The following is a 25,870-nucleotide window of genomic DNA, read 5'->3' as shown; positions in this document are numbered from 1 at the left end:
CGGCAACGCTGCGCGCGCAATCGCAGCACGCGGCCGCCGGCTGCATCGCCGCGGGTTTCCGCGATCTGGCGGAGGCGAAGGCCCCATGGCCTGCGCAATGGTTTCGTCGCGGTCGGCTGCGGCTGAGGCGCATGGATGCGAAGGAATTCGGCGAAGGGGTCGCGGCGCGAAGGGCAGCGGCGCATTCGACGCGAGGGCTCGATCGCGTGACGGTTTGCTGTGAGGCGCGCGTTCGCATATGCATGCGGATTCGGGGGTCGGCGAGTCGAATGGGAAACGCGTCGAGGCGAGCGGCAGGAAGCGGTCGAACAGGCCTTGGTTTGACAAAGGCCGGGTTGAAGCACCGGGGGTCGGTCGGTCGTCGCGTGTTGTTGCCGGGTCGCGGGCGCGCGCGGGAGGGGTTCGGAGTGCCGGGAGCGGGAAATGGAAATGGTCGGGCGGGGGAGTTGTGCGAAGCAAGGTCGAGTTGGCTGGAGTTGATTGAGGACAGCGGATCGAAGTGCGTTGAACCATGTGAGGGATTGTGGAGTCGAACATGGTCGGCCAGGGGCCGCGAGGAAGCCGCAGCGGGTCGAGGTCGGGGATGTCGCTGCGGGAGGTCGTCGCGAACCCGTCGCGGAAAACCAGGTCTCCGGCGAAGATCAGCTCCTGCTGCTCCGGGGGAGATAGGCGGGGGCGGCGAGGCCGGCGCGGCCGCGGGCGCGACCGCGCGGGGAGGGTCGGGCCGATGGTGGCGAGAAGATTGCTGAAGCCGTCGAGTTTCATGCCTGCGCCGGTCGGCGGGTCGCGCAATTCGGAGCCGATCAGTTGAATCGGCCCGCGCGCATCGCTGGCGACCGGGCCCAGATAGGCCGCATCCGGGCTGTCGACGCCGCTGGCTTCGAATTCGTGCGCATCGCGCCGCAGCGTTTCCAGCTGGGATCGGGCGTTGTCGCGATGGGCGTGCGGGGCGCATAGGGTAGCAGGTTCGGCAAGTCGGCGTTGGGGGCGGTCGGGGGCCGCGGTCGGGGAACTGCGCGGCGGGGGAAGGGGTCGCGGTTGGATCGGATGCGGCGGGGATGCGGAGATTCGCGCATGATCGATGGCGGCGGTGCGATCGAGGGATTGATGGAACACCAGCGAAGCCACGGCCGCCATCGCCTGAGACGTCGATGGCGATCGCTTCGCTTGAACTTCGACACCCCGTCGCGCAGGCCGGCGCTGACCTGATGCAGTTCGTCGATGGCCTGGTTGGACTGCTTGAGCGCATCGACGGTCTGCTGCGCAGCCTCGCTGAGTTGCGCCAGCGCCAGGTTGATCTGCTCGGCGCCGGCGGTCTGCGCCTGCACGCCTTCGTTGACGGTCTCGAAGCGCGGCACCATCGCCTGCACGTGCTCGATCACCTTCGACAGCTGGCCGCCGACCTTCTGCACGTCGCCGGTGCCGCGACGGACTTCCTCGGAGAACTTGTCCATGCCCATCACACCGGCCGACACCGCCGACTGGATCTCGCGCACCATCTGCTCGATGTCGAGCGTGGCGACCGCGGTCTGGTCGGCGAGGCGGCGGATCTCCACCGCCACCACCGAGAAGCCGCGGCCGTATTCGCCGGCCTTCTCGGCCTCGATCGCGGCATTGAGCGAGAGCAGATTGGTCTGGTCGGCGACCTTGGTGATGGTGGTGACGACCTGGCTGATGTTGCTGGCCTTCTCGGCCAGCACCGCGAGCTTGCTGCTGATCGCCGCGGTCGCGTCGATCATCCGGCCCATCGTGTCTTCCATCTGCGCCACGCCGACCTGGCCGTCGCCGGCGAGGTCGGCGGTCTGCTCGGCGCTGCCGGCGACATCGCGCATCGCCCGCGCCAGTTCCTTGGAGGTGGCGGCGATCTCGCGCGAGGTCGCGCCGATCTCGGTGGTGGTCGCGGCGATCTGGGCGGCGGTGGCGTGCTGCTCGCGCAAGGTCGCGGTGATTTCGTTGATCGAGGAATTGACCTGGATGCCCGAGGTCTGGATCTGCCCGACCAGTTCCGACAGATCGGTGCTCATGCGGTCGTAGCCCTGCGCGACCGCGCCGAACTCGTCGCTGCGGGCGAAACCCAGGCGCTGGCTGAAATCGCCCTTGGCCATCACCGCCGAGGCGCGCGCCAACTGGTCCAGCGGCCGGGTGATCGCCCGCCACAGGAAGAACCCGGCCAGCGCGGCCAGCAACAGCGCGCCGGCGAAGGCCAGGGCGATGCCGAACTGGGCCGACTTGACCGCGTTGTCGATGCGGATGCCCGACTCCACCGACTGCTTGTAGTTGTACTGGATGATCGAACGGATCCGTTCGGCCGACTGGTTGAAGGCCGGGCTGATCCGCGTGCGCAGCGCCTGCTGCAGCGCTTCGTCGCTGGTCTCGCCGGCCTTGATAAGTTCCGGCTGCAGGGCGAACACCGAGGCGGTCAGGCGGCCGAACTGCTCGAAATTGCGCCGGTCTTCGCTGGCGTTGATGGTGGCGCGATAGCGGCCCATCGCCTCCTCGAAGGCGTCGTGGCGGGTGCGCAAGCTTTCCACCGCCGCCGCCCGGTCGCTCGCGGCCGGCGCCGACAGGCCGTGCAGCGCCGTGTAGTACGCATGCCATTCGGTCTCGATCGTGCCCGAGGAATACAGACCGGGAATCGAATCGCTGCGCAGGGCGCTTTCTTCTGTCTGGATGTGATTCAGCCGCTGCAGGGCGATTCCGCCCATCAACACCATCACCGCGATAATCATCGCGAAACTGAACATGATCCGCTGGCGGATCGTGAATTGGCTCATGACCGGTTCCCGTTGTGTCGTCCGAACGCCCTGCCCGCGCGCCCTGGCGATGGCCGAACGGCGGCCACGCCGATTAAGGTATGTGGTTGATTCCACTGGAGTCCGGTCGCCTCAGGCCGGCGACGCCGACCTGCTCCAGCACGTATATTCTGGCAGCATAAGTTATACCTGATGCCAGTAATTGGCACTTTAAGCGCTCATTTTCTGAAGCTTATCGACTGCCTGGGCGGCGCCGGTCCGGCCGGGGCGCGCGCCATGCCCCGAACCGGCGTCCACACGGGCGCGCCGCTCGCGGATCAGAACGCGGCCGATGCGCCGCGGTGAATCCCGCGGGGCTAACGGTGGCACCGAGGGCGGTGTCGGGCGCTTGGTTGCCGGATCGCGTAGCGGCACGGTCGCCCGCCACAACGGACGCGGGCCGTCGTCTGGCCGCGATGGCGCGATCGCCCGGCCGTTTGCGTGAGTGTTCGAGCCTGCATTGCGGGCGCCGCGCGCGCCGCTCCGCTCCATGCTTGCGTCGCGGTCGCTGCTTACGCCGCTCCTGCAGGGGCACCGTGTGCGGACGAGCGAGGCTGGCGAAGGCCGCGCGTATCCGATCGGTCGACGCTGCGATCTGGTGCTCAGGCCGGCTTACTTGCCCACCGACGACTTCGCCGCGATCGGAACGTACAAGGCGCTGGGATGCTGCGCGTCGTGGTACAGCGCGACCGTGACCTTGCGCGCGTCCTTGCCGGATTCTTCCGCGACCACGCCGCCGCTGTTGTAGTTCTTCTGCATGCTCAGGCTGTTGAGCGGCGCGATCACCAGCCGCAACCGACTGCCCTTGGCCAGGCGCCGCGCGGTGAAATTGAAACGTTCGAAGTCGTAGCGCTCGACCTGACCGGGCGTGACGAGCTCAGGTTGACGCAGGCTCTTGCGATACCGCGCGCGCATCAGCTCCTGGGCCAGGAACACGCTGCCGCCGTCGGCCTTGACCTCATAGATCCTGGCCGAGAAATCGGTGTCGGGCTGATCCAGCGCGATGTAGGCCGACAGCTTGAAGAACCCGGCGATGTCGGTGTCGCGTTCCAGCGCTGGCGTGTGATAGACCAGCTGCTTGCCCGAGGACATCACCAGGCCGCGCTGATCGGTGAGATAGGCGTAGGTCGGCGTGAGCACGTCCGGCCGGTCTTCGTATTCCAGCGGGCTGGTGTCGAGCGGATCGTACACGTAGCGATCGACGCCGCCGCCGGACGGGGTCGCGCGCAACTGGCCGGATTCGAACACGTCGTTGGCCCGGCCGTCGCGCGAATCCAGATACCAGGCCTGGGTGCTCGCGGTGACCGCCTGCAGCGATGGCGCATAACGCCAGGCCTCTTCGCCGACCACGTAGAACGCGACCTTGTCCTTGAGGAACTCCGGCTTGCTGCCCTGCTTCATCGTCCAGTCGTACCAGGCGACGTGCAGCGCGTTGATGTCGACCAGCGAGGCCTCGCCGAACTTCAGTCCGCCGACCTCGGCCTGCGGGCTGCTGGTGCCGGTGTGATCCCACGGCCCGATCACCAGGTAATGCATGGCCTTGGCGCGTTCGCTGCCGTAACGCATGTGGCCTTTGTAGTAGCTCATTGCGCCGGGCTGGTCGTCGTCGTAATGGCCGGTGACGCTGAGGATCGGAATGCTCAGCTGGGCGTATTGCTCCGGCGTGGGCCGATGGCTGTCCCAGTAGGCGTCCTGGTAGGGATGCGCGTTCCAGGCCTGGAAGGTCGGCGACGGGTTGCCGACGTATTCGTCGAGTTGCGTGTACGGCGCATGCGCTTCGTACCAGCGCCGGTACTGCGAGGCCCAGAAGCCGAAATCGCCGAAGATCCGGTCCTGCGAGGTGTGGCCGCTGACGAAGGTCAGCCACTGCATGTTGTAGGTGTAGGGAATGTTGTTGAGGATCGGGAAATCCACGCCCGGCCCGACCGATGCGATCGGCACGATCGTCGCCAGATGCGGCGGCAGTTCTTTCACCGTGGCCCATTGCGCGTAGCCCAGGTAGGAGCCGCCGCTCATCGCCACCTTGCCGTTGCACGAGGGCTGCTGCGCCAGCCATTCGACCACGTCGTGACCGTCGCGGGCCTCCTGCAGCAAGGGAGTGAACTCGCCTTCGGAATTGCCGCGTCCGCGCACGTCGACCGCGTAGTAGGCATAGCCGTGACCGGCGAAGTACTTGCCGCGTTCGTGATTGCGCTGCGCGGTGTACGGCGTCAGCGAAAACACGCAGGGACCGGCGCGCTTGCGATCGCGTGGCAGGTATTGGGTCGCGCTGAGCTTGACTCCGTCGCGCAAGGGGATGCGCACATTCCAGCGGAAATCGAACGGTTCCGGGTCGAGCTTGGCGTTGTGCTTGCTGTCGGGCTTGGCGTCCTGCGCGTAGGCATTCATGGACGCCAGGCTCGCCGATGCGAGCAATCCGCCGAGCAGCCAGCGTGCGACGCCTGCCTTCATGGTTGCGCTCCATCACGAGAAGTGACACGAGAAAGGAACACGAACAGCCGCTGGTCCGCGCGTCGCGGGCGGTGCAGCCGCCGCCCGCGCGGATAACGCTTCGTTTGCGCGCAGGCTAGCAGACCCGGGCCTCAGGGCGTCGTGCCGAAATTGCGAAAAACGCCCGTGCCGAAAAACCGCGCAGGCTGGCTGCGCGACTTACGACATACGCACTCGCACCGGCCCGCACAAACGAGCCGGACGACGGCGCGACTCAGCGTCCCAGCAGATCCTGGGTATTGGCCGCGTTGTTGATCACGTTCGACAACGGCAGCAGCTGATTGACGAAGCGGTTCCAGCGGGTCACCCCGGCCGGGCCGACGAAGACCACGTCGCCGGGCCGCACCGCGAACTGGCTGGCCAGCGCGTAGGACGCCGGCGATTTGGCGTTGAGGTGATAGATCGTCGCCGGTTTTTGCTGCATGTCCTCGACCCCGCGGATCACATACACCGCCTCGCCCTTGGAGGTCTGCGGGTTGAGCCCGCCCACGCGGCCCAGCGCCTGGGTCAGGGTCATGTCGGTGGTCTTGAAGTTGAGCGCCTGCGGGCGCATCACCTCGCCGACCACATACACTTCCTTGCGATCGTTGTACGGCAGGAACAGATGATCGCCGGCCTTGAGATAGATGTCGGGCGCATTGCTGTCGCCGCGATTGAGCGCATCCAGATCGAGCCGGTACTGCCGTCCCGCGCGCGTCAGCACCAGCCCGGACAGGTCCGCGCGCAAGGGATCGACGGTCGCCGCGCCGATCGCCTGCGACAAGGTCAGCGGCGTGGCGGTGATCGGCTGGCGGTCGGTCTTGACGAACGCGCCTTGCAAGGTCACGCGCTGACTGCCGTAATCGATGATGCTGACGTCGACCTGCGGGCTTTCGACCACGCGCGCGATGCGCTGGGTGATGACCGTGCGCAATTCCTCGATGGTCTTGCCGCGCGCCTCGACCACGCCGACGTAGGGATAGAACAAGGTGCCGTCGGGCCGGACCAGGCGTCCGTTGGCCGCCGGCTGCTGCTGGGTGCCGGCCGGGGATGTAAGTTCGGGATGATCCCAGATGGTGATGTACAAGGTATCGCCGGCGCCGATGCGGTACGGCTCGGGCTGATAGCTCAACAGCTCGGTCGGCAGCGCCGCGGCCGCGCTGGCCGCGTGCTCGGTCGCGAGGAACTGCGGAGTGATCGTGACGAGTTGGATATGCCCGTCCTCGATCGTCTTGCCGGGCGCGAACTGCCTGGACGACATGTACTGTCCGGGCGCCCACATGCAGCCGCTCAGTCCGACGATGGCGGTCAGAGCCACGGCGCGCGAAAACTTTGTCATGAGTGGATCGTCTCTAAGTCGCGAACTCAAGTTGAGAACTCCAAGCAAGAGCTCAAGGCCAGACACGCGCGTGGAATCGACGATCCTGTCGATGCGACGTTGCGATTCGATGGGACGGCGCGGCCGGCGCGGCGATGCGCGGCGAGCGATGCAGGCGGTCGACTGCGCGGGCGAGGCAGTCGCGGTACGGATCTGGCATGAAACCTCAACGATGAAATCGATCTTGCCGCCCTGTCGCAAAAGTATAGCGAGCGCTTTTACTTCGTCGCCGCGATGATCGGAACGCGATCACGTTTTAGCCATCGCGCGCGCGCCGGGTACAGCTCGCATTCGGAATACGCATGAATTTACGCTGCATTTGACGTTTATTTAACGACGCCTTCGCATTGCCGACGCGACGCGATGCTAACGCAATGCCCCGCCCAGCAAGCCTCTGCCCCGATGTCGCAAACATCGCGGTGACCTGCGTCACGGCTTCATGGCGAAAATTCACGTGTGTGTTGACCCTGTCATGGGCAGCTCTTACATTTTCGGCCGTCGCATCCGATGTGCCACGCATGCCGATGCACGCACGATCGCAAGAAAGTTTCGCGATCGCCGCCGTTCTGAAACGATAGTTCCGCAACGATTGAGGTCTCATAACGTGTGTTCCGTCGAGTTCTGATCGTATGCGTCGGCAATATCTGCCGAAGTCCCACTGCTGAAGTGCTGTTGCGCCAACAACTCCACGACCTGGACGTCACCGTCGAATCCGCGGGACTGGCCGCCGTCAAGGGCCACCCGATCGACGCCACAGCGCAGGCTGTGCTCAACCAACACGGAATGTCGGGGCAATCGCATGTTGCTCGACAGATCGACCGCGCGATGATCGACGCGGCCGATCTGGTGTTGACCATGGAACCATGGCATGTCGATGCCGTGCTCCGGATTTCGCCGCATGCGCGAGGCAAGACGTATCTGCTCGGGAAATGGCTGGACAACACCGCCATCCCCGATCCGTACCGGCAATCGCACAGCGTTTTCGAACAGTCCTACCAGTTGATCAGCTCAGGGGTGAGTAGCTGGCGGGGCTATCTATAAGTTGTCGCGCGACGCCTCGCGGCAGGTTTCACCTAACAGGTACTCACCCTAATGTCGGCAGTATCAACGCCACCTGGCTCGCGCCAGGACAGCAACGACGAGATCGATCTGGCCGCGTTGCTCGGCACCTTGCTCGACCATCGCTGGCTGATCGGCATCGTCACTGCGGCCGGCTTCGTGCTGAGCCTGATGTATGTGCTGCTGGCCTCGCCGGTGTATCAGGCCAATGCGATGGTGCAGGTGGAGTCGAACTCGCCCACCCTGCCCGGCCTGACCGCGGTCTCGCAGGCGCTGACCGATTCGGCGCCGCAGGCGGTCACCGAGATCGCGCTGATGACTTCGCGCACCGTGGTCGGCAAGGCCGTCGACGATCTCAAGCTGGACGTGCAGGTCGAGCCCAAGCGCTTTCCCCTGATCGGTTCGATGCTGGCGCGGCGCTATCAGCCCGCCGCGCCGGGCGATCTGGCCTCGCCGTGGCTCGGCATGAACAGCTACGGCTGGGGCGGCGAAAGTCTGTCGGTGTCGCAGTTGAGCGTGCCCGACGAACTGGTCGCCAAGCCGCTGGTGCTGGTCGCCGCCGAAGCCGGCACATATGCACTGTATGACGACGAAAACCAGTTGCTGCTCAACGGCAAGGCCGGCGAGAAAGCCAGCGCGGGCGCGGTGAGCCTGCGCGTGGAACAGATGAGCGCGCATCCGGGCATGCGCTTCGAGATCACCCAACTGCCGCGCCTGGCGATCCTCACCGCGCTGCAGAACAACCTCACCGCGAGCGAGAAGGCCAAGGACTCGGGGATCATCCAGCTCAGCTACGAGAACGGCGACCCCGACCTCGCGGTGGCGACGCTGGACGCGATCACCCGCCAATACACCCGCCAGAACGTCGAGCGCAATTCCGCCGAAGCCGCCAGCAGCCTGGAGTTCGTGCAGAAGCAGTTGCCGAACGTGCGCGGCGATCTGGAAAAGGCCGAGCACGCGCTGGCCGAGTATCAGTCGCAGGCGCATACCGTCGATGTGACCCTGGAAGCCAAGTCGCTGCTCGATCAGGTCGTCGCGCTGGACAACAACGTTTCGCAATTGAAGCTGCAACAGGCCGAAGTCAGCCGCCGCTTCACTCCGCAGCATCCGGCCTATCGCGCCTTGATGGCGCAATTGGGCGAATTGGAAGGCAAAAAGCAGGAAATCAACGACCGCATCGGCGGCCTGCCGCAGACCCAGCAGCAATTGCTCGGGCTGACTCGCGAGGTCCAGGTCAGCACGCTGACCTACACCAACCTGTTGAACCAGGCGCAGCAGCTCGACATCGCCCGCGCCGGCACCGTCGGCAATGCGCGCGTGGTCGACAAGTCGGTGGTCGACGTCAGCCAGCCGATCAAGCCCAAGCGCCTGCAGTTGCTGGTGATCGGTACCTTCCTCGCCGGTTTTCTCGCCGTGGCCTGGGTGTTCCTGCGGCAGATGCTCAACCGCGGCATCGAGGACGTGAAGCAGATCGAGGACCTCGGCCTGCCGGTGTATGCCTCGATCCCGATGAGCGATTACCAGCGCGACCATGAAAGCAATGGCCGCAAGCTGCGCGCCGGCAACGGGGCCGGCGGCAGCGGGCGCGGCAACCGTCCGCACCTGCTGGCCCTGGATGCGCCGTCGGACCTGGCGATCGAAGCGATCCGCAGCCTGCGCACCTCGCTGCATTTCGCCCGGCTGGAAGCGAAGAACAACATCCTGATGATCTGCGGCTCCAGCCCCGGCGCCGGCAAGACCTTCGTCTCGACCAACCTCGCCGCGGTGATCACCCAGGGCGGCCAGCGCGTGTTGCTGATCGACGGCGACATGCGCCGCGGCACCCTGCATCGGGTGATGGGACACCGCAACGACAACGGCCTGGCCGACCTGCTCGCCGGCAAGATCGACCTCGCCACGGCCACGCGCGCGTCGGCCATCGACGGGCTGCATTTCATCCCGCGCGGCGAAGCGCCGCCGAATCCGTCGGAACTGTTGATGCGCCCCAACCTCGCCGCGCTGCTGCAGACCACCGCGCAGCAATACGACCTGGTGATCGTCGACACGCCGCCGATCCTGGCGGTGACCGACGCGGCGATCATCGGCCGCCATGCCGCGACCAGCCTGATGGTCGCGCGCTTCGGCCTCAATCCGGCCAAGGAACTGGCCTTGGCCAAGCAACGTTTCGAACACAACGGCATCGAACTGCGCGGCGCGATCTTCAACGCGGTGGAACGGCGCCACGACACCCATTACGTCTACGGCTATCAGTACCAGGGCAAGGCCGATGCGTGAGCACGCGAAAAAACCGGTCATGAAGCCGCGTTGCGCGGCCCGGAATCGGCGCGATGGCCGCCGCAGAAGCGAACGATTCCAGGCGCGCTATCGCAATCAAAATGAGCGCCTCATAACGCATCGCAATGACGGCATGCCCGGCCCGCATCAATCGCTAACAACAGAAACATTTGCGCGACAACATCAACCACGAGACATGTGTTTACAGCTTATGAACTTCGCGCACGTTTCCGGCAAGCAATCGTAAAAGTACCGATAAACTCCTTACCAACTCACAGTATCGCGCAACCCGAAGTGGCACGATGCATTCGAGGCGGAGACATCCGATTTTCCCGACGCAACGCGCACCACATCGACTTGAACACGCTCGACCACAGCGCCGCGCATGCGGCGGTAGGGATGCGGCAGCAACAACAACCATAACAAGCCGGCATCGCCATGAGGTTCCAACAAGATCGAACGCTCCGCCGGATCGACAGGAGCAATGCGTAGCTGCGTAAACAACGAAACAGGCAACAGCAATAGAACAGGATTGACCGAGGGGGCGGTCGTCGGCTGGTCACACCGAAGACTTTCCTTGGACTCACGGTCATGTTGAAAGAACAGTTCGTCATAGCGTGCACGCTGACTTTATTGGTCACCTGCATCGCGATGTATGCGATGTACCCCGCCGCCAACGCACTGGGCCTGATCGACCGGCCCAACGCGCGCAAACAGCACAAAGGCCATATCCCGGTGATCGGCGGCCTGTGCTTCTTCGCCGGATTGCTCGCCGGCGCGGTCTACCTGGGCCTGCACGATCGCTTCGCGCTGTGCCTGCTGGGCAGCGCCGCGCTGATCGTGGTGGTCGGCGCGGTCGACGACGCGCGCGACCTGAGCGTGCGCACCCGCCTGCTGGTGCAGACCGGCGCGGCGGCATTGATGATCTCCGGCACCGGCCTGTACCTGGATCACCTCGGCGACCTGTTCGGCACCGGCGCGATCCGCCTGGGCTGGCTCGGCATTCCGGTCACGCTGATCGCGGTGGTCGGCATGATCAACGCCTTCAACATGCTCGACGGCATCGACGGCCTCGCCGGCAGCCTGGCCCTGGTCTGCATCGGCGCGATCTTCCTGTTCGGCGGCGGCAGCGCCGGCTCGGGCGGCGCGCTGCCGGTGCTGTTGCTGCTGTTCACTGCGCTGACGCCGTACTTGTTCGTCAATCTCGGCGGCGTGCCGGGGCGCAAACTGTTCATGGGCGACGCCGGCAGCATGCTGATCGGCTATGTGCTCGCCTGGAGCCTGATCTACCTGAGCCAGCGCGGCTCGCCGCGCATCGATGCGGCCGAGGCGGCGTGGTGCGTGGCGCTGCCGGTGTTCGAAACCCTCACCGTGATGTACCGCCGCGTGCGTAAGGGCCTGTCGCCGTTCAAGCCCGATCGCCAGCACCTGCACTACATGCTGATCGATCAGGGCCGTTCGCCGAACAACGCGCTGCTGACCATGATCGGCATTGCCTGCAGCCTGATCGCGTTGGGTTATGCGCTGCGCCAGCAACCGATCGGGATCGGCCTGCTGCTGTTCGCCGCGGCGCTGTGCGTCTATGCGATCAGCCTGTCGTACGGCGGAAAACTCAAGCGCGCCCTGCTCGAGCCGGCCGCGGACAACGACGGCGAACTGGCGTTTTCGCCGCACAATCCGAGCAAACTGCCCGACGCCGAGACGCCGGTGCCGCTGGCGTACGCCCGCACCGGCCTGGCCGGCGAACTCGCGGCCGCAACGGCGCCGGTGCCTGCCGGCGCGATGCCGCAGGCCGCGCGCACGATCAAGACCCTGTGCGTGTTCGGCACCCGCCCCGAAGCGATCAAGATGGGACCGCTGGCGCTGATGCTGGCCCAGGACCCGCGCTTCGACGCGCGCGTGTGCGTCACCGGCCAGCATCGGCAGATGCTCGATCAGGTGCTGCAGTTGTTCGAGATCCAGCCGCACTTCGATCTGGACATCATGAAGCCCGGCCAGGACCTGACCGACATCACCACCGCGATCCTGACCGGCATGAAGAAGGTGCTGTCGGAACTCAAGCCCGACGTGGTGCTGGTCCACGGCGACACCTCGACCACCATGGCGACCACCCTGGCCGCGTACTACCAGCAGATTCCGGTCGCCCACGTCGAGGCCGGCCTGCGTACCGGCAACCTGTATTCGCCGTGGCCGGAAGAAGCCAACCGCAAGCTCACCGGCGCGCTGGCATCGATGCATTTCGCCCCGACCGAGCTGTCCGGACGCAACCTGCTCGACGAGGGCATTCCGGACGCGCGCATCCAGATCACCGGCAACACCGTGATCGACGCGCTGCGCGAGGTGTTGCTCAGAATCGAGAACACGCCGTCGCTGCGCCGCGAGCTCGAATCGCAATTCGCGTTCCTCGATCCGAAACGGCGGGTGGTGCTGGTCACCGGGCATCGTCGCGAAAGCTTCGGCGGCGGTTTCGAGCGCATCTGCCACGCGCTGCGCGACACCGCGCTGCGCCATCCCGACGTCGACATCGTCTACCCGGTGCATCTGAACCCGCAGGTGCGCGAACCGGTCAACCGTCTGCTGCGCGACATCCCGACCATCCATCTGATCGAGCCGCTGGACTACCTGCCCTTCGTCTATCTGATGAATGCCGCGCACATCATCCTGACCGACTCGGGCGGCATCCAGGAAGAAGCGCCGTCGCTCGGCAAGCCGGTGCTGGTCATGCGCGACACCACCGAGCGGCCCGAAGCGGTATCGGCCGGCACGGTCAAGCTGGTCGGCACCGATCGCAAGCTGATCGCCGACGGCATCACCGCGCTGCTCGAAGACCGCGCCGCCTACGAGGCGATGAGCTTCGCCCACAACCCTTACGGCGACGGCAAGGCTTGCCAGCGCATCGTCGAAGCGCTGGCGCTGTTCAAGCACGGCGAATCGCGCCTGGCCGCCTGAGCTCCCTTCCCTGTGCCGCGGACCTCAGCGTCCGCGGCGGATACGACACCCATTGCGCCTCCCCACGGGGCCTACCGGAGTTTTCATGAGTTTCGACACCGTCAGCGTCATCGGCCTGGGCTACATCGGCCTTCCCACCGCCGCCGCCTTCGCAGCCGCGCGCAAACGCGTGATCGGCATCGACGTCACCGCCTCGATCGTCGATACCATCAACCGCGGCGAGATCCACATCATCGAACCCGAACTCGACACCGCGGTGCGCGCCGCGGTGTCCGGCGGTTTCCTGCGCGCCTCGCTGCGGCCCGAGGCCGCCGACGCCTTCCTGATCGCGGTGCCGACGCCGTTCAAGAACGATCACGAACCCGACCTGAGCTACATCGAAGCGGCGGCTAAATCGTTGGCGCCGGTGCTGCGCAAGGGCGACCTGGTGGTGCTCGAATCGACCTCGCCGGTCGGCGCGACCGAACAACTGGCCGGGTGGCTGGCCGCCGCGCGTCCCGACCTGAGCTTTCCGCAGGACGCCGACGAGCAGGCCGACGTCAACATCGCCTACTGCCCCGAGCGCGTGCTGCCCGGGCATGTGATGCGCGAGCTGATCGAGAACGACCGCGTGATCGGCGGCATGACCGCGCGCTGTTCGCAGCGTGCCTGCGAGTTGTACAAGAGCTTCGTGCGCGGCGAATGCATCGTCACCAACGCGCGCACCGCCGAGATGTGCAAGCTGACCGAGAACGCGTTCCGCGACGTCAACATCGCCTTCGCCAACGAGCTGTCGATCATCTGCGACAAGCTCGGCATCAACGTCTGGGACCTGGTCGGCCTGGCCAACCGCCATCCGCGCGTCAACATCCTCCAGCCCGGCCCCGGCGTCGGCGGCCACTGCATCGCGGTCGACCCGTGGTTCATCGTCGACAGCGCGCCGGACGAAGCGCGGCTGATCCGCACCGCGCGCGAGGTCAACAACGGCAAGCCCGGCTGGGTCATCAACAAGATCGACGAAGCGATCGCGCAGGCCAAGGCCGACGGCAAGCCGCACGAGGACCTGACCATCGCGGTGTTCGGCCTGGCGTTCAAGCCCGACATCGACGATCTGCGCGAAAGCCCGGCGCTGGACATCGCGGTCGAACTCGCCGGCCGCCATCCCGGCCGCGTGCTCGCGGTCGAGCCGCATATCTCGGTGCTGCCGGCCAAGCTCGATGCGTCGAAGTTGATTTTGGTGGACCTGCCGACCGCCAGCGCCCAGGCCGACATCGCGGTGCTGCTGGTCGATCACAAACCGTTCAAGGATCACAGCCTGCCCAGCCATATGAAGATCATCGACACCAAGGGCATCTGGACCTGAGCGCCCACGCGCTCGATTCGGACCGTAACCCATGATGCGACGCCTCATCGGCACCGCCAGTCTGTCCGCGCTCAGCGCGCTCGCCTCGCGCGGCGCGCTGTTCGCCGGCGTACTCGCGGCCGCGCATTTCCTCGGTCCGACCGCGTTCGGCCAGTTCACCCTGATCCAAACCACCGCGCTGCTGTTCACCACGTTCTGCGCGCTGAGCCTGGGCCAGATGGCGACCAAGATCGTGTCCGAGGCGGTGGCGACGAAACCCGATCGCATCGCCGCGGCGCTGACGGTGTCCTACGGCTCGGCGTTGTTGGCTTCGTTGTTGTTCGCCGGTTTGCTGCTGGCGTTTTCGCAGCCGCTGGCGCTGCGGGTCGGCGGCTCGGCGGACCTGGTCGCGGTGTACGCGAGTTCTTCGTTGCTGGTGCTGACCGGTTTCATCGGCGCGGTCCAGAACGGGGTCGCGCTGGCCTTGCACAAGGTCAAGCAGCAGGCGCTGGCGAATCTGATCACCGCGCCGCTGGTGTTCGGCATCATGCTGCTGGCGGCGAGCCGGCGCGATATCGGCTGGGCGGTGTACGGCTCGATCGCGGCGCAATGGCTGATCGTGATCGGCCAGGAACGGGTGCTGCGCCGCTATCGACGCGAGCACGATTGCGCGCTGTCGTGGACGGCGACCCGACGCGAAGACTGGTCGGTGGTGTGGCGGCTCGGCCTGCCGTCCTCGCTGTCGGGCCTGCTGACCATGCCGGCGATCTGGCTGTCGATGGCGATGCTGTCGCACAGCGTCGGCGGCGCGACCGAACTGGGCAATTTCTCGCTCGGCAATCAGGCCCGCTCGATCCTGCTGTTCGGCATGGGCGTGGTCGCCAACGCCACCCTGCCCTTGCTCGCTTCTGCGGTCGCTCGCGGCGCCAGCGGCGAAGCCAGCACGGCCTTGCGGCATTCGATCGCGCTGCTGGTGATCGCCACCAGCGCGATCGCGATGGTGCTGGCGATGGCCGCGCCGTTCTTCATTCACCGCCTGGCGCCGGCCTACATCGACGCGATCGTGCCGCTGCAATGGCTGCTGTTGTCGGCCATCGCCACCGCGCCGACCACGGTGCTGATGCGCAAGGCCACCGCCGACGGACGGCCCGGCGTGCTGCTGGCCGGCAACGGCGTGTTCGCGCTCGCGCTGATCGGCGCCAGCGTGGCCTCGCTGCATCTGCACGGCGGCGCGACCGGACTGGCGATCGCCTATCTGATCGCTTCGAGCCTACAACTGGCGACCTATTCCCTGTGCAACCGCCACGAGTTCCGCTGGAACTCGGCGACCGACGGCAGCCGATAAGCGCATGCCGATGAGAGCAGTCCAATGAAAATCCTGCGTTTGATCAAGAAAGCCGTGGTCCTGACCGTGATCCGGGTCGGCTGGTTCATCAAGCCCGGCCTGGTGACGCGCCTGTACGCCTGGTTCCTGCGTTCGGAAGGCGCCAACGTCGAAGCCGATCCGAATTACCTGTCGGCCAAGATCTGGTTCGACGGCACCGACTATTCGCTGATCAGCCTCGGCCGCGGCTGCACGATTTCCAGCAACGTGCGCATCCTCACCCACGACTGGGCGATCCACACCGTCGCCAAGGAACTCGGGCTCAAGTTCGACACGCCGCAAGGGCGGATCAGGCCGATCTCGATCGGCCGCCACGCCTTCATCGGCACCGGCTCGATCATCATGCCCGGCACCGACATCGGCGCGGGCTGCATCGTCGGCGCCGGCACGGTGGTGCGCGGCACGATTCCGCCGCTGAGCATCGTGATCGGCAACCCCAGCCAGATCGTCGGCTCGGTCAGCGACTACGTCGACAAATCGCTGCGCAAGGGCCGCGAGGCCTGAGCCGTCCATGCGCATTCCCGCTCCCCGCCTGTTCCTGGCACCGGCCGCGCTCGGCGCGTTCCTGCTGTCGGGCTGGGCCTCGGTGTTCTTCAGCGTGGACACCGACGTGGTGCAGTACGCGGCGATCGCCGCGACCATCGTGCTGGGCGCGTTTTCGCTGTCGTATTCGGGCCTGAACCGGTTCGCGTTTTTGCTGCCGATCATCGCCACCTTGATCGTGTTCGCTCAGATTTCCTTCCTCGACACGCGCCAGCCGCATCCGCCCAAGGAACTCAAGTTCTATCTGATCCTGGTGTTCTGCGCCTATTGCGCCTGTTTCGTGTTGCGCGGCGCGGCGGCCGAGCATTTCGTGCGCATCTACGTGGCGTTGTGCTTCGCCCTGAGCCTGGCCGCGCTGGGCTTCAACCGCACCGCCGACACCGGCGCGCAGCGTTTGATGCAGGGCGACGGCAATCCGATCTGGATCGCGCGCGCGGCCGGCACCGCGATCATGTACTTCGCCTACCGCTTGTTGATCGAACCGCGCCATCGCGCCGCGCGCCTGCTCGCGCTGCTGCCGTGCGCGGCGGCGCTGATCCTGGCCGGTTCGCGCGGCCCGATCGTGTCGTTGCTGCTCGGCCTGGGCGCACTGGTGGTGATGACCAACCGCGGTGCGTTGCTGCTGTCGCGCAAGGTCTGGGCGGCGGCGGTGCTGGTCGTGCTGCTGGCGATCGCGGCGGTGGTGCTGGCGCCGCAGGGCATCCAGGATCGCCTCGCCAGCCTGTTCGTCAGCAACTACAGCGGCAGCGACGTGCTGCGCATGAATCTGTACGAAGTCTCCTTCGGCATGTTGCGCGAAACCTTGTTCGGCCACGGCTTCGGCGCGTTCGAGGCCAGCGGCGCGCTGCAACCCTACCCGCACAACCTGCTGATCGAAGCGCTGATCGAGCCCGGACTGATCTTCAGCGCGTTCTTCTTCGCCCTGATCGGTTACGCGATCCGTCGCCTGTACCTCAGCGCCAAACGCAGCCAGGGCCGCGAGCTGGTGCCGACCTTCCTGTGCGCGCTGGCGATCTATTCGCTAGCCAATGCGATGTTCAGCGGCGACATCACCAGTCCGAAGGAGCTGTACCTGTGCCTGTTCTTCGCGCTTTCGACTGCGCTGGTGGTGCGACGCGAACCGGCGCCGGTGCGATCGCCACCAACCCGACATCCAATCCCGACCTGAGCGAATCGCCCCATCCCGAATCTCGAATCCCCAATCACGAATCCCGAGCCAGCCATGCAAGCGATCATCCTGGGCCAAGGCAATCCCTACCTGAAGAATCCGTACCTGAGCAAACTGTCGAAAGTGCTCGACAGCGCCAGCGTGCCGTACGAGTTCTGGATATGGAGCCGCGACAAACAGCCCGCCGATCTGCCCAAGGTCAAGGTGCTGCTGAACTTCGGCTCCTGGGGCGGCGGCGCGGTCAATGCGCTGGGCTACGCGCTGTGGGTGGCCTGGCTGACCGTGCGCGTGTTCGCCCAGCCGCGCGCCGGCGTGTACTTCTGCTCGCGCCTGGACGCGGCGCTGCCGTGCGCGATCGTCGCCTCGGTGCGTCGCTGCCGCTACGTATTCCTCGACCGCGACAAGCTGTCCAAGAGCTACGCCTGGCCGGCGCCGGTCAAACGCGCGATCGAGGCGATCGAAGGCTTCGTCGGCCGTCGCGCCAGCCTGCACGTGGTGCCCGGTTCCTCGCGCGCCGGCGACAACGACAGCGACAACCTGCGGATCGTGCGCAACACCCCGCACACCGAGGTGATCGAACGCGCGCGCAGTCTGGCCGAGCGCCTGCCGCCACGCAGCGGCCGACTGCGGGTGCTGATCAGCGGATTGATCTCGCCCGAACGCGGCGCGCGGATGATGCGCGAGGCGATCGAACGTACCGCCGGCGAGGTCGAATTCATCGGCGCCGGCCGCCTGCTCGGCGAGGATGCGCAGCGCCTGGTCGAACGCATGGGTCCGGACTATCGCGGCATCGTCAGCAACGAGGACGCGCTGGCGCTGCTGCTGAGCGCCGACCTGGTGCTGGCGTTCTACGACCCGGCCCTGGAGATCAACCGCCTGGCCGAGCCGAACAAATGGTTCGACTGCGCGGCGCTGCAGATCCCCTTCGTCACCAACCCCGGCCTGCTGACCTCGGCGCCGTTCGAGCAGCACGGCGCGTGCTTCCTGTGCGAGTACGGCGACGGCGAGCAACTGAGCGCGCAATTGCTGCAGATCGCCGCCGACCGTTCCTTGCTGGAAGCCCGCCGCGCCGGCCTGCGCCAGCTGCGCTACGAAGCCTGGGACACCGCGATGACGCGGGTGATCGCCGAGTGCGTGAGGCTGGCGCCATGAGCCGGCGCGGCACGCTGTTGTTGACGATGCTGCTGGTCACCGCGCCGCTGGGCGCGCGCGCCGGCGAGCGCGGCTTCATCCTGTACAACAACACCAAGTACACCGATCTGGTCGACCAGCGCCTGGCGATCGCGCGCTCCAACCTCGTCGGCGAACCGCACCTGCCCGAACTGCGCGACGGGATCATGCCCGACGAGCAACGCTTCAAGGCCGCGATCAAGGCGAACCTCAAGAACCCCGGCCCGCTGGTGCTGGATTTCGAACACATCAACCTCAGCCGCGACGCCGAAATCTCGGCCAAGCACCTGCAGATGTTGCAGACCCTGGCGCGCTGGGCGCACGAGGCCGCGCCGGGCCGCAAGATCGGTTACTACGGTTTTCCCGGCGCGATCGACCACGCCGATCCGCAGCGCGCGAAACAACTGGCGACTTCGGTCGATCTGTTTTTCCCCTCGCTGTACACCGTCGACGACGATCGCGACCGCTGGCGCCGGCGCATGGACAACATGGTCGCCGCGGCGCGCAAGCTCGATCCGGACAAACCGGTGCTGGCGTTCATCTGGCCGCAGTACCACGACGCCACCGCGCGCAGCGCGCAGTTCGTCCCGGCCGATTACTGGCGCTTCCAGCTCGATCAGCTCCAGCGCGCCGCCGACGGCGCGGTGATCTGGAGCAAGCGCGTCGACGGCGGCGACCGCGACTGGGTGCCGGTCACCCGCAGTTTCCTCGACAAGGCCGCGCGCGCCGCGCCCGAGCGCTGAGCGCACGCAACGCCCTGTCCCTTCCCGAATACTCGCTCACGCATTGGAATCACCATGCAACAAGTCCTGCAAAACCTGCGCGACGGCAGCACCGAAGTCGCCGACGTGCCCGCCCCGGCCCTGCGCCGCGGTCATCTGCTGATCCGCAGCCACATCACCCTGGTATCGGCCGGCACCGAGCGCATGCTGGTCGAGTTCGGCAAGGCCAACATGCTGCAGAAGGCGCGCCAGCAGCCCGACAAGGTGCGCATGGTGCTGGAGAAGGTCCGCACCGACGGCCTGGCCACCACTCTCGATGCGGTGCGCAGCAAGCTCGATCAGCCGCTCGCGCTGGGTTATTGCAATGTCGGCACGGTGATCGGTGTCGGTCCCGGCGTCAGCGGTTTCGAGATCGGCGACCGGGTCGCGTCCAACGGCAAGCACGCCGAAGTGGTCGCGGTGCCGGTCAACCTGTGCGCGAAGATTCCCGACAACGTCGGCGACGAAGCCGCGGCGTTCACCGTGCTCGGCGCGATCGCGCTGCAGGGCATCCGCTTGGTCCAGCCAACGCTGGGCGAAACCGTGGTCGTCACCGGCCTGGGCCTGATCGGCCTGATCACCGTGCAGTTGCTGCGCGCGCACGGCTGCCGGGTGCTCGGCATCGACTACGACCCGGCCAAGCTCGCGATCGCGCGCGAGTACGGCGCGGAAACCGTCGATCTGTCCAGGAACGAAGACCCGCTCGCGGCCGCGGCGGCGTTCTCGCGCGGACGCGGCGTCGATGCGGTGCTGATCACCGCCTCGACCAAGAGCAACGAACCGGTCGCGCAGGCCGCGCACATGTGCCGCAAGCGCGGCCGCATCGTCCTGATCGGGGTCACCGGGCTGGAACTGTCGCGCGCGGATTTCTACGAAAAGGAACTGTCGTTCCAGGTCTCGTGCTCGTACGGCCCCGGCCGCTACGACCCGTCCTACGAAGAACGCGGCAACGATTATCCAGTGGGCTTCGTGCGCTGGACCGAGCAACGCAACTTCGAGGCCGTGCTCGACATGATGGCCAGCCGCGCGGTGCAGGTGCAGTCGCTGGTCACCCATCGCTACCGCGTCGCCGAGGCCGAACGCGCCTACGCCGTGCTCGGCGGCGGCGAACCTTCGCTCGGCATCGTGCTCGATTACGGCCTGGGCGAAGACATTCCCGAGCAACTGATGCGGCGCAAGGTGCCGCTGCACGCCAAGCCGTCTGCGAACGAAGTGCCCAGCGAGGCCGGCGGCAGCGCGATCGCCTTCGTCGGCGCCGGCAACTACGCCGGCCGCGTGCTGATCCCGGCGTTCGCGCGCACCGGCGCCAAGCTGCACACGCTGATCACCAACAACGGCGTCGGCAGCGTTCATTACGGCAAGAAGTTCGGCTTCCGCAACGCCAGCACCGACACCGACGCGGTGCTGCGCGACGCGAGCGTGGGCTCGATGGTGATCGCGACCCAGCACGGCAGCCACGCCGAACTGGTGTTCAAGTCGCTGCGCCGCGGCAAGCACGTGTTCGTCGAAAAACCGTTGTGTTTGACCTTGGAAGATCTGCAGACCATCGAAAAGGCCCACTCCGAGCAATCGGTATACGGCATCCCGCCGGTGCTGATGGTCGGCTTCAACCGCCGCTTCGCCCCGCAGGTGCGCAAGATGCACGCGTTGCTCGCGGGTGTGCGCGAACCCAAGGCCTTCGTCATGACCGTCAACGCCGGCGCGATCCCGGCCGATCACTGGACCCAGGACCCGCAACTCGGCGGCGGCCGCCTGATCGGCGAAGCCTGCCACTTCGTCGACTTGCTGCGTTTCCTCGCCGATTCTCCGATCGTCGGCCATCAACTCACCGCGGTCGGCAACGTGGCCGGCGTCGGCATCCGCAGCGACCGGGTCAGTTTCACCCTGAGCTTCGCCGACGGTTCGTTCGGCACCGTGCACTACCTCGCCAACGGCGACAAATCCTTTCCGAAGGAGCGCCTGGAAGTGTTCGCGGCCGGGCGCGTGCTGCAACTGGACAACTTCCGCCGCCTGCGCGGCTACGGCTGGCCCGGTTTCACCCGCATGAACCTGTGGCGCCAGGACAAGGGCCAGGCCGCGTGCGCCCAGGCCTTCATGCAGGCGGTTCAAGGCCAGGCGCCGGCGCCGATTCCGATCGAACAGATTGTGGAAGTCGCGCGCGTGACCATCGAACTGGACGCATCGGTCTGAGCGCGCCATGACCTCGTTATCGCGACTGCCGCGCATGTGGCATACCGTGCGCCATCTGCGTCCGGTGCAGATCTACGGCCGCGCCTGGCACCGGCTGCATCGTCCGCGCGTGGACGCGTCGCAGGCGCCGGCGACCGCGGCCCTGCGCGACCGCTGGATCGGCTGCGCGCGCACGCCCACGATGTTGGCCGCGCGTCGCTTTCGTTTCTTGAACGATGAGCACGAGCTGCCCGCCGACGGCTGGAACAGCGCCGCACTGCCGAAGCTGTGGCTGTACAACCTGCACTACTTCGACGATCTAAACGCCGACGGCGCCGACTCGCGCCTGCGCTGGCATCGCGATCTGATCGGGCAATGGATCGCGGCCAATCCGCCGGCCGCGGGCAACGGCTGGGAGCCGTATTGCCTGTCGCTGCGCATCGTCAACTGGATCAAGTGGCGCTGCGCCGGTCACGGTCTGGGCGACGACACGGCCGAACACGCCATGCTCGACAGCCTGGCGACCCAGACCCGCTACCTGCGCGGCCGCCTGGAACGGCATCTGCTCGGCAATCATCTGTGGGCCAACTACAAGGCGCTGCTGTTCGCCGGCGCGTGCTTCGAAGGCGAACAGGCGCAGCAGTGGCGCGAGCTGGGCCTGCACGGGCTTCGGCGCGAGATCGGCGAGCAGATTCTCGATGATGGCGGCCACTTCGAACGCAGCCCGATGTATCACGCGATCCTGCTCGAAGACCTGCTGGACCTGGTGCAACTGGCGGAACGCTTTCCGAACGCATTCGCGATGCACGAGGTCGCGCTGTGGCGCGAACGGGCCTTGAGCATGTTCGCCTGGCTCGCGGTGATGACCCATCCCGACGGCCGCATCGCCTTCTTCAACGACGCCGCGTTCGGCATCGCGCCGACCCTGGCGCAGCTGCGGGCCTATGCGCACGCGCTCGGCATCCACGTGCCCGCCGCATCCGAACAGCCGCTGCAAGTGTTGGCCGACTCGGGCTATGTGCGGATGCAGGCCGGCAACGCAGTGCTGATCGCCGACGTCGGCGAAATCGGCCCGGACTACCTGCCCGGCCATGCCCACGCCGACACGCTCAGCTTCGAGCTGTCGATCGACGGCCGGCGCGTGCTGGTCAACGCCGGCACCTCGCGCTACGACATCGGCGCGCAGCGGCTTTGGCAGCGCGGGACCGCGGCGCATAACACGGTGCAGATCGACGGCCGCGATTCGTCCGAGGTGTGGAGCAGCTTCCGGGTGGCGCGGCGCGCGCATCCGCTCGCGGTTGTGCATGGCGTCGATGACGACGGCCTGTGGCTGGACGCGAGCCATGACGGTTATCGGCGGCTCAAGGGCCGGCCGCTGCACCGTCGCTGCTGGCGCCTGCAGGCCGATTGCCTGCGTATCGAGGACGCGATCGAGGGCGGCTTCGAACATGCGGTCGCGCGTTTCCGCATCGCCCCGGACCTGCGCGTCGACGGCGATCGCGTGCGCGCCAAGAACGAAGACGTGCTGCATTGGCAGATCGAACCACCGTCGGCGCTGACCCGCATCGACGTGAGCACCTACCACCCCGAATTCGGGCTGAGCCAGGCCTGCGAAGTGATCGAAGTCGCACTCGAACCCACCGGCCGATCGGTCGCCACCTTCCGCTGGGACGGTTGAACCCGCATGCGCATCCTGTTTTTGTCCGACAACTTTCCGCCCGAGGGCAACGCGCCGGCCACCCGCACCTACGAGCACGCGGTGCGCTGGGTGCGCGCCGGGCACGAGGTCACGGTGATCACCTGCGCGCCGAATTTCCCCGAGGGCCGTTTGTTCGACGGCTATCGCAATGCATGGCGCAGCGTGGAAACCATCGACGGCATCCGGGTGGTGCGGGTCAAGACCTACATCACCGCCAACGAGGGCTTCGTCAAGCGCAGCCTGGACTACATCAGCTTCATGACCGCCTCGGTGCTGGCCGGCGTGTTCGAGCCGCGTCACGACGTGATCGTGGCGACCTCGCCGCAGTTCTTCTGCGCGCTTGGCGGCTGGGCGCTGGCGCGGCTGCGGCGGCGGCCGTTCGTGTTCGAGCTGCGCGACCTGTGGCCGGCCTCGATCACCGCGGTCGGGGCGATGAAACGCAGCCTGGCGATCCGCGTGCTCGAACGGCTGGAGATGTTCCTGTACCGCAGCGCCGACGCGATCGTGCCGGTGACCCAGTCGTTCCGCGAGGAACTGATCCAGCGCGGCGTCGACGCCGGCAAGATCCATGTCGTGCTCAACGGCGTGGACCTGCAACGTTACGCGCCGTGCGCGCGCGATCCGGAGCTGGGCGAGCGCTACGACCTGCATGGGCGGTTCGTGGTCGGTTATCTCGGCACTCATGGCATGGCGCATGGTTTGGAAACCGTGATCGATGCGGCGCAGCGGCTGCAGCACGACCCGCGCATCGCGTTCTTCTTCGCCGGCAGCGGCGCCGAGCGCGCGCGGGTCGAGCAGTTGGTGGCGCAGCGCGGGCTCGCCAACGTGCGCATGATTCCGCGCCAGCCCAAGGAGATGATGCCCAAGCTATGGGGGCTGTGCGATGTGTCGCTGATTCCGCTACGCGACAACCCGGTGTTCGCCGGGGTGATCCCGTCCAAGCTGTTCGAAGGCATGGGCATGGGGGTGCCCGCGCTGATGTCGCTGCCGCGCGGCGAAGCCACCCGCATCGTCGAGAGCACCGGCTGCGGGGTGTGCGTGCCGGCCGAGAACGCCGAGGCGATGGCCGCGGCGATCGTCGCCCTGGCCGAGGACCCGGCACGCATGCAGCGCCTGCGCGCGGCCAGCGTCGCCGCCGCGCCGGCGTATTCGCGCGATCGCCAGGCGCGGTTGATGACCGATGCGCTGGCGAAGTTGGTCGATGACGATACTCAGGATTTGCTGCGGGTCGGCAAGTAGGCGCGGCGGGTCGTGGCGGGCGCCGTGCTGAGTTGGCTGATCGATCCGCTGCATACGAGCGTCTGCCTGTTGGTACTCGGCAGCCTGGTGGTCTGGCGATGGCGACGTGGCGCTCGACTGGGCCTGGGGTTTGGCTTGATCGCGATCGGACTGGGCTGGGGCCTGCTGTGGTCGCTGCCGGTGGCGTCGGAGGCCTTGCGTGATTCGTTGGTTCGGCGGCGTCCGTCGCTGCCGCTGCCTCAGTCGTCGCAGCCGTTGCAGTCGCGCTCGTCATCGCTGCACCCATCGCAGTTGCACCGGCCACAACTGCAATCGCCACAGTCGCACACGCCAAGAGCCGACGCGATCGTCCTGCTCGGCGGCGCGATCGGCCCGGTCAGCCGCTTCGATCAGGGCGATGCGGATGCGCCGGCCCTGGCCGGCAATCGGGTCGCGCTGGCGGCGCGGGTCTGGCGTGAGCACCGCACCGCTTCGATCCTGCTCAGCGGCGGACCGGCGGCGCGTACGCGCGGGGTCAGCGAGGCGCGGATCATGGCCGCGGCACTGCGCAAGCTCGGTGTTCCGCAGCAGGCGATGGTGCTGGAGGATCGCAGCACCAGCACTGGCGACAACGCCCGCAACAGCGCGGCGATCGCACGGCAGCGCGGCTGGCATCGGGTGGTGTTGATCACCTCGGCGATGCATCTGCCGAGAGCGACGCGGCTGTTCGAACGCGAGGGGCTGCAAGTGCTGCCGATGTCGCCGCCGGAGCCGCGCGTCGCCATCGGTCCCGCGTGGCGACCTTCGCTGCAGGCGGTGCGGCGCAGCGGCGAGACCTTGAAGGAATATGGGTTGTTCTTGCTGTCGGCGGCCTGATCGAAAGGCGTCGAGGCTGAAGCCCCTCCCACAAAAGACTTCCGAGCACTTCGCGATCCGGGTGGCGAGCCTTGCATTCCCCTATCGAACGACATCTACAAATCCGCTGCGATCAAATCGCCGCGCTATCGCGAGGTTTGTTGTGGTAGGGGCTTCAGCCCCGACGCCTTTCGATCAGGCCGTCATGCAATCACCTTGCCTGAAACAAGAGCATCGGGGCTCAAGCCCCTGCCACAAAAGACCTCAGGCGGCGTCGCGATCCGAGTGGCGAGCCTTGCAGTCCCCTATCGAACGAAATCTGCAATCCGCTGCGATCGAATCGCCGCGCTATCGCGAGGTTCTTTGTGGGAGGGGCTTCAGCCCCGATGCCTTTCGATCAGGTCGCCAAGCAATCGCCTTGTCTGAAACAAGAGCATCGGGGCTGAAGCCCCTCCCACAAAAGACCTCAGGCGGCGTCGCGATCCGAGTGGCGAGCCTTGCAATCTGCTATCGAACGAAATCTACAATCCACACAATCCACTGGGACCAAATCACCGCGCTGTCGCGAGGTTTTTGTGGGAGGGGCTTCAGCCCCGACGCTTTTCGATCAGGTCGTCACGCAATCACCTTGCCTGAGACAAAAGCATCGGGGCTAAAGCCC

At 66.5% G+C, this 25,870-nt stretch carries 17 protein-coding genes; 13 read left to right on the top strand and 4 right to left on the bottom strand.

Going from position 1 to position 25,870, the window contains the following annotated elements; genetic code table 11:
* Positions 1 to 803: 803 nt before the first annotated feature.
* The 4 genes from KME82_RS12755 to KME82_RS12740 all read right to left on the bottom strand — a co-directional run bounded on the left by KME82_RS12755 (position 804) and on the right by KME82_RS12740 (position 7,240).
* Positions 804 to 2,774 (bottom strand): methyl-accepting chemotaxis protein, encoded by a 1,971-nt coding sequence (locus KME82_RS12755; RefSeq protein ID WP_215498842.1) that lies wholly within the window; start codon positions 2,772 to 2,774, stop codon positions 804 to 806.
* Positions 2,775 to 3,404: 630 nt separating this feature from the next.
* Positions 3,405 to 5,243 carry a CocE/NonD family hydrolase gene (locus tag KME82_RS12750; protein WP_215498841.1) on the bottom strand — a complete coding sequence of 613 codons (1,839 nt, stop codon included), beginning with the start codon at positions 5,241 to 5,243 and terminating at the stop codon, positions 3,405 to 3,407.
* Positions 5,244 to 5,496: 253 nt separating this feature from the next.
* On the bottom strand, positions 5,497 to 6,600 hold the full coding sequence (locus tag KME82_RS12745; protein WP_252255730.1) for a polysaccharide biosynthesis/export family protein: 1,104 nt from the start codon (positions 6,598 to 6,600) through the stop codon (positions 5,497 to 5,499).
* A gap of 295 nt (positions 6,601 to 6,895) precedes the next feature.
* Complete coding sequence (locus KME82_RS12740) at positions 6,896 to 7,240, bottom strand: hypothetical protein (RefSeq protein WP_215498840.1); 345 nt, start codon at positions 7,238 to 7,240, stop codon at positions 6,896 to 6,898.
* A gap of 5 nt (positions 7,241 to 7,245) precedes the next feature.
* On the opposite strand from KME82_RS12740, the gene KME82_RS12735 reads away from it, so the two are divergent.
* The 13 genes from KME82_RS12735 to KME82_RS12675 all read left to right on the top strand — a co-directional run bounded on the left by KME82_RS12735 (position 7,246) and on the right by KME82_RS12675 (position 25,230).
* Entirely contained in the window at positions 7,246 to 7,680 is a 435-nt protein-coding gene (locus KME82_RS12735) for a low molecular weight protein-tyrosine-phosphatase (RefSeq protein WP_215498839.1), read from the top strand.
* Positions 7,681 to 7,731: 51 nt separating this feature from the next.
* Positions 7,732 to 9,972 (top strand): polysaccharide biosynthesis tyrosine autokinase, encoded by a 2,241-nt coding sequence (locus KME82_RS12730; RefSeq protein WP_215498838.1) that lies wholly within the window; start codon positions 7,732 to 7,734, stop codon positions 9,970 to 9,972.
* 591 nt (positions 9,973 to 10,563) lie between these two features.
* Complete coding sequence (gene wecB, locus KME82_RS26880) at positions 10,564 to 12,921, top strand: non-hydrolyzing UDP-N-acetylglucosamine 2-epimerase (RefSeq protein ID WP_215498837.1); 2,358 nt, start codon at positions 10,564 to 10,566, stop codon at positions 12,919 to 12,921.
* 85 nt (positions 12,922 to 13,006) lie between these two features.
* Positions 13,007 to 14,263 (top strand): UDP-N-acetyl-D-mannosamine dehydrogenase, encoded by a 1,257-nt coding sequence (gene wecC, locus KME82_RS12720; RefSeq protein ID WP_215498836.1) that lies wholly within the window; start codon positions 13,007 to 13,009, stop codon positions 14,261 to 14,263.
* Between the two features lie 31 nt (positions 14,264 to 14,294).
* A complete protein-coding gene (locus tag KME82_RS12715; RefSeq protein ID WP_215498835.1) occupies positions 14,295 to 15,587 on the top strand; it encodes an oligosaccharide flippase family protein in 1,293 nt (430 codons plus the stop codon).
* Between the two features lie 24 nt (positions 15,588 to 15,611).
* On the top strand, positions 15,612 to 16,130 hold the full coding sequence (locus KME82_RS12710) for an acyltransferase (protein ID WP_215498834.1): 519 nt from the start codon (positions 15,612 to 15,614) through the stop codon (positions 16,128 to 16,130).
* 7 nt (positions 16,131 to 16,137) lie between these two features.
* A complete protein-coding gene (locus KME82_RS12705; RefSeq protein WP_215498833.1) occupies positions 16,138 to 17,337 on the top strand; it encodes an O-antigen ligase family protein in 1,200 nt (399 codons plus the stop codon).
* 54 nt (positions 17,338 to 17,391) lie between these two features.
* On the top strand, positions 17,392 to 18,489 hold the full coding sequence (locus tag KME82_RS12700; protein ID WP_215498832.1) for a hypothetical protein: 1,098 nt from the start codon (positions 17,392 to 17,394) through the stop codon (positions 18,487 to 18,489).
* Positions 18,486 to 19,250, top strand: a complete 765-nt coding sequence (locus KME82_RS12695; protein ID WP_215498831.1) for a hypothetical protein — start codon at positions 18,486 to 18,488, stop codon at positions 19,248 to 19,250. The genes KME82_RS12700 and KME82_RS12695 overlap by 4 nt, the downstream gene beginning before the upstream one ends.
* 54 nt (positions 19,251 to 19,304) lie before the next feature.
* The gene (locus tag KME82_RS12690; protein ID WP_215498830.1) at positions 19,305 to 21,458 is read left to right on the top strand and encodes a bi-domain-containing oxidoreductase; all 2,154 of its coding nucleotides are present in this window, start codon (positions 19,305 to 19,307) and stop codon (positions 21,456 to 21,458) included.
* Between the two features lie 7 nt (positions 21,459 to 21,465).
* Positions 21,466 to 23,115 (top strand): heparinase II/III family protein, encoded by a 1,650-nt coding sequence (locus tag KME82_RS12685; RefSeq protein ID WP_215498829.1) that lies wholly within the window; start codon positions 21,466 to 21,468, stop codon positions 23,113 to 23,115.
* A 6-nt stretch (positions 23,116 to 23,121) separates the two neighbouring features.
* Positions 23,122 to 24,375, top strand: a complete 1,254-nt coding sequence (locus tag KME82_RS12680; RefSeq protein WP_215498828.1) for a glycosyltransferase family 4 protein — start codon at positions 23,122 to 23,124, stop codon at positions 24,373 to 24,375.
* Between the two features lie 12 nt (positions 24,376 to 24,387).
* Positions 24,388 to 25,230, top strand: coding sequence for a YdcF family protein (locus KME82_RS12675; RefSeq protein WP_215498827.1), 843 nt, complete (start codon positions 24,388 to 24,390; stop codon positions 25,228 to 25,230).
* Positions 25,231 to 25,870: the final 640 nt, after the last annotated feature.

It is taken from the genome of Lysobacter capsici (genome assembly GCF_018732085.1).
Taxonomy (GTDB): Bacteria; Pseudomonadota; Gammaproteobacteria; order Xanthomonadales; family Xanthomonadaceae; genus Lysobacter; species Lysobacter capsici_A.
The sequence above is the reverse complement of the archived record's forward strand: the minus strand, read 5'-3'. Positions and strand labels throughout refer to the sequence as shown.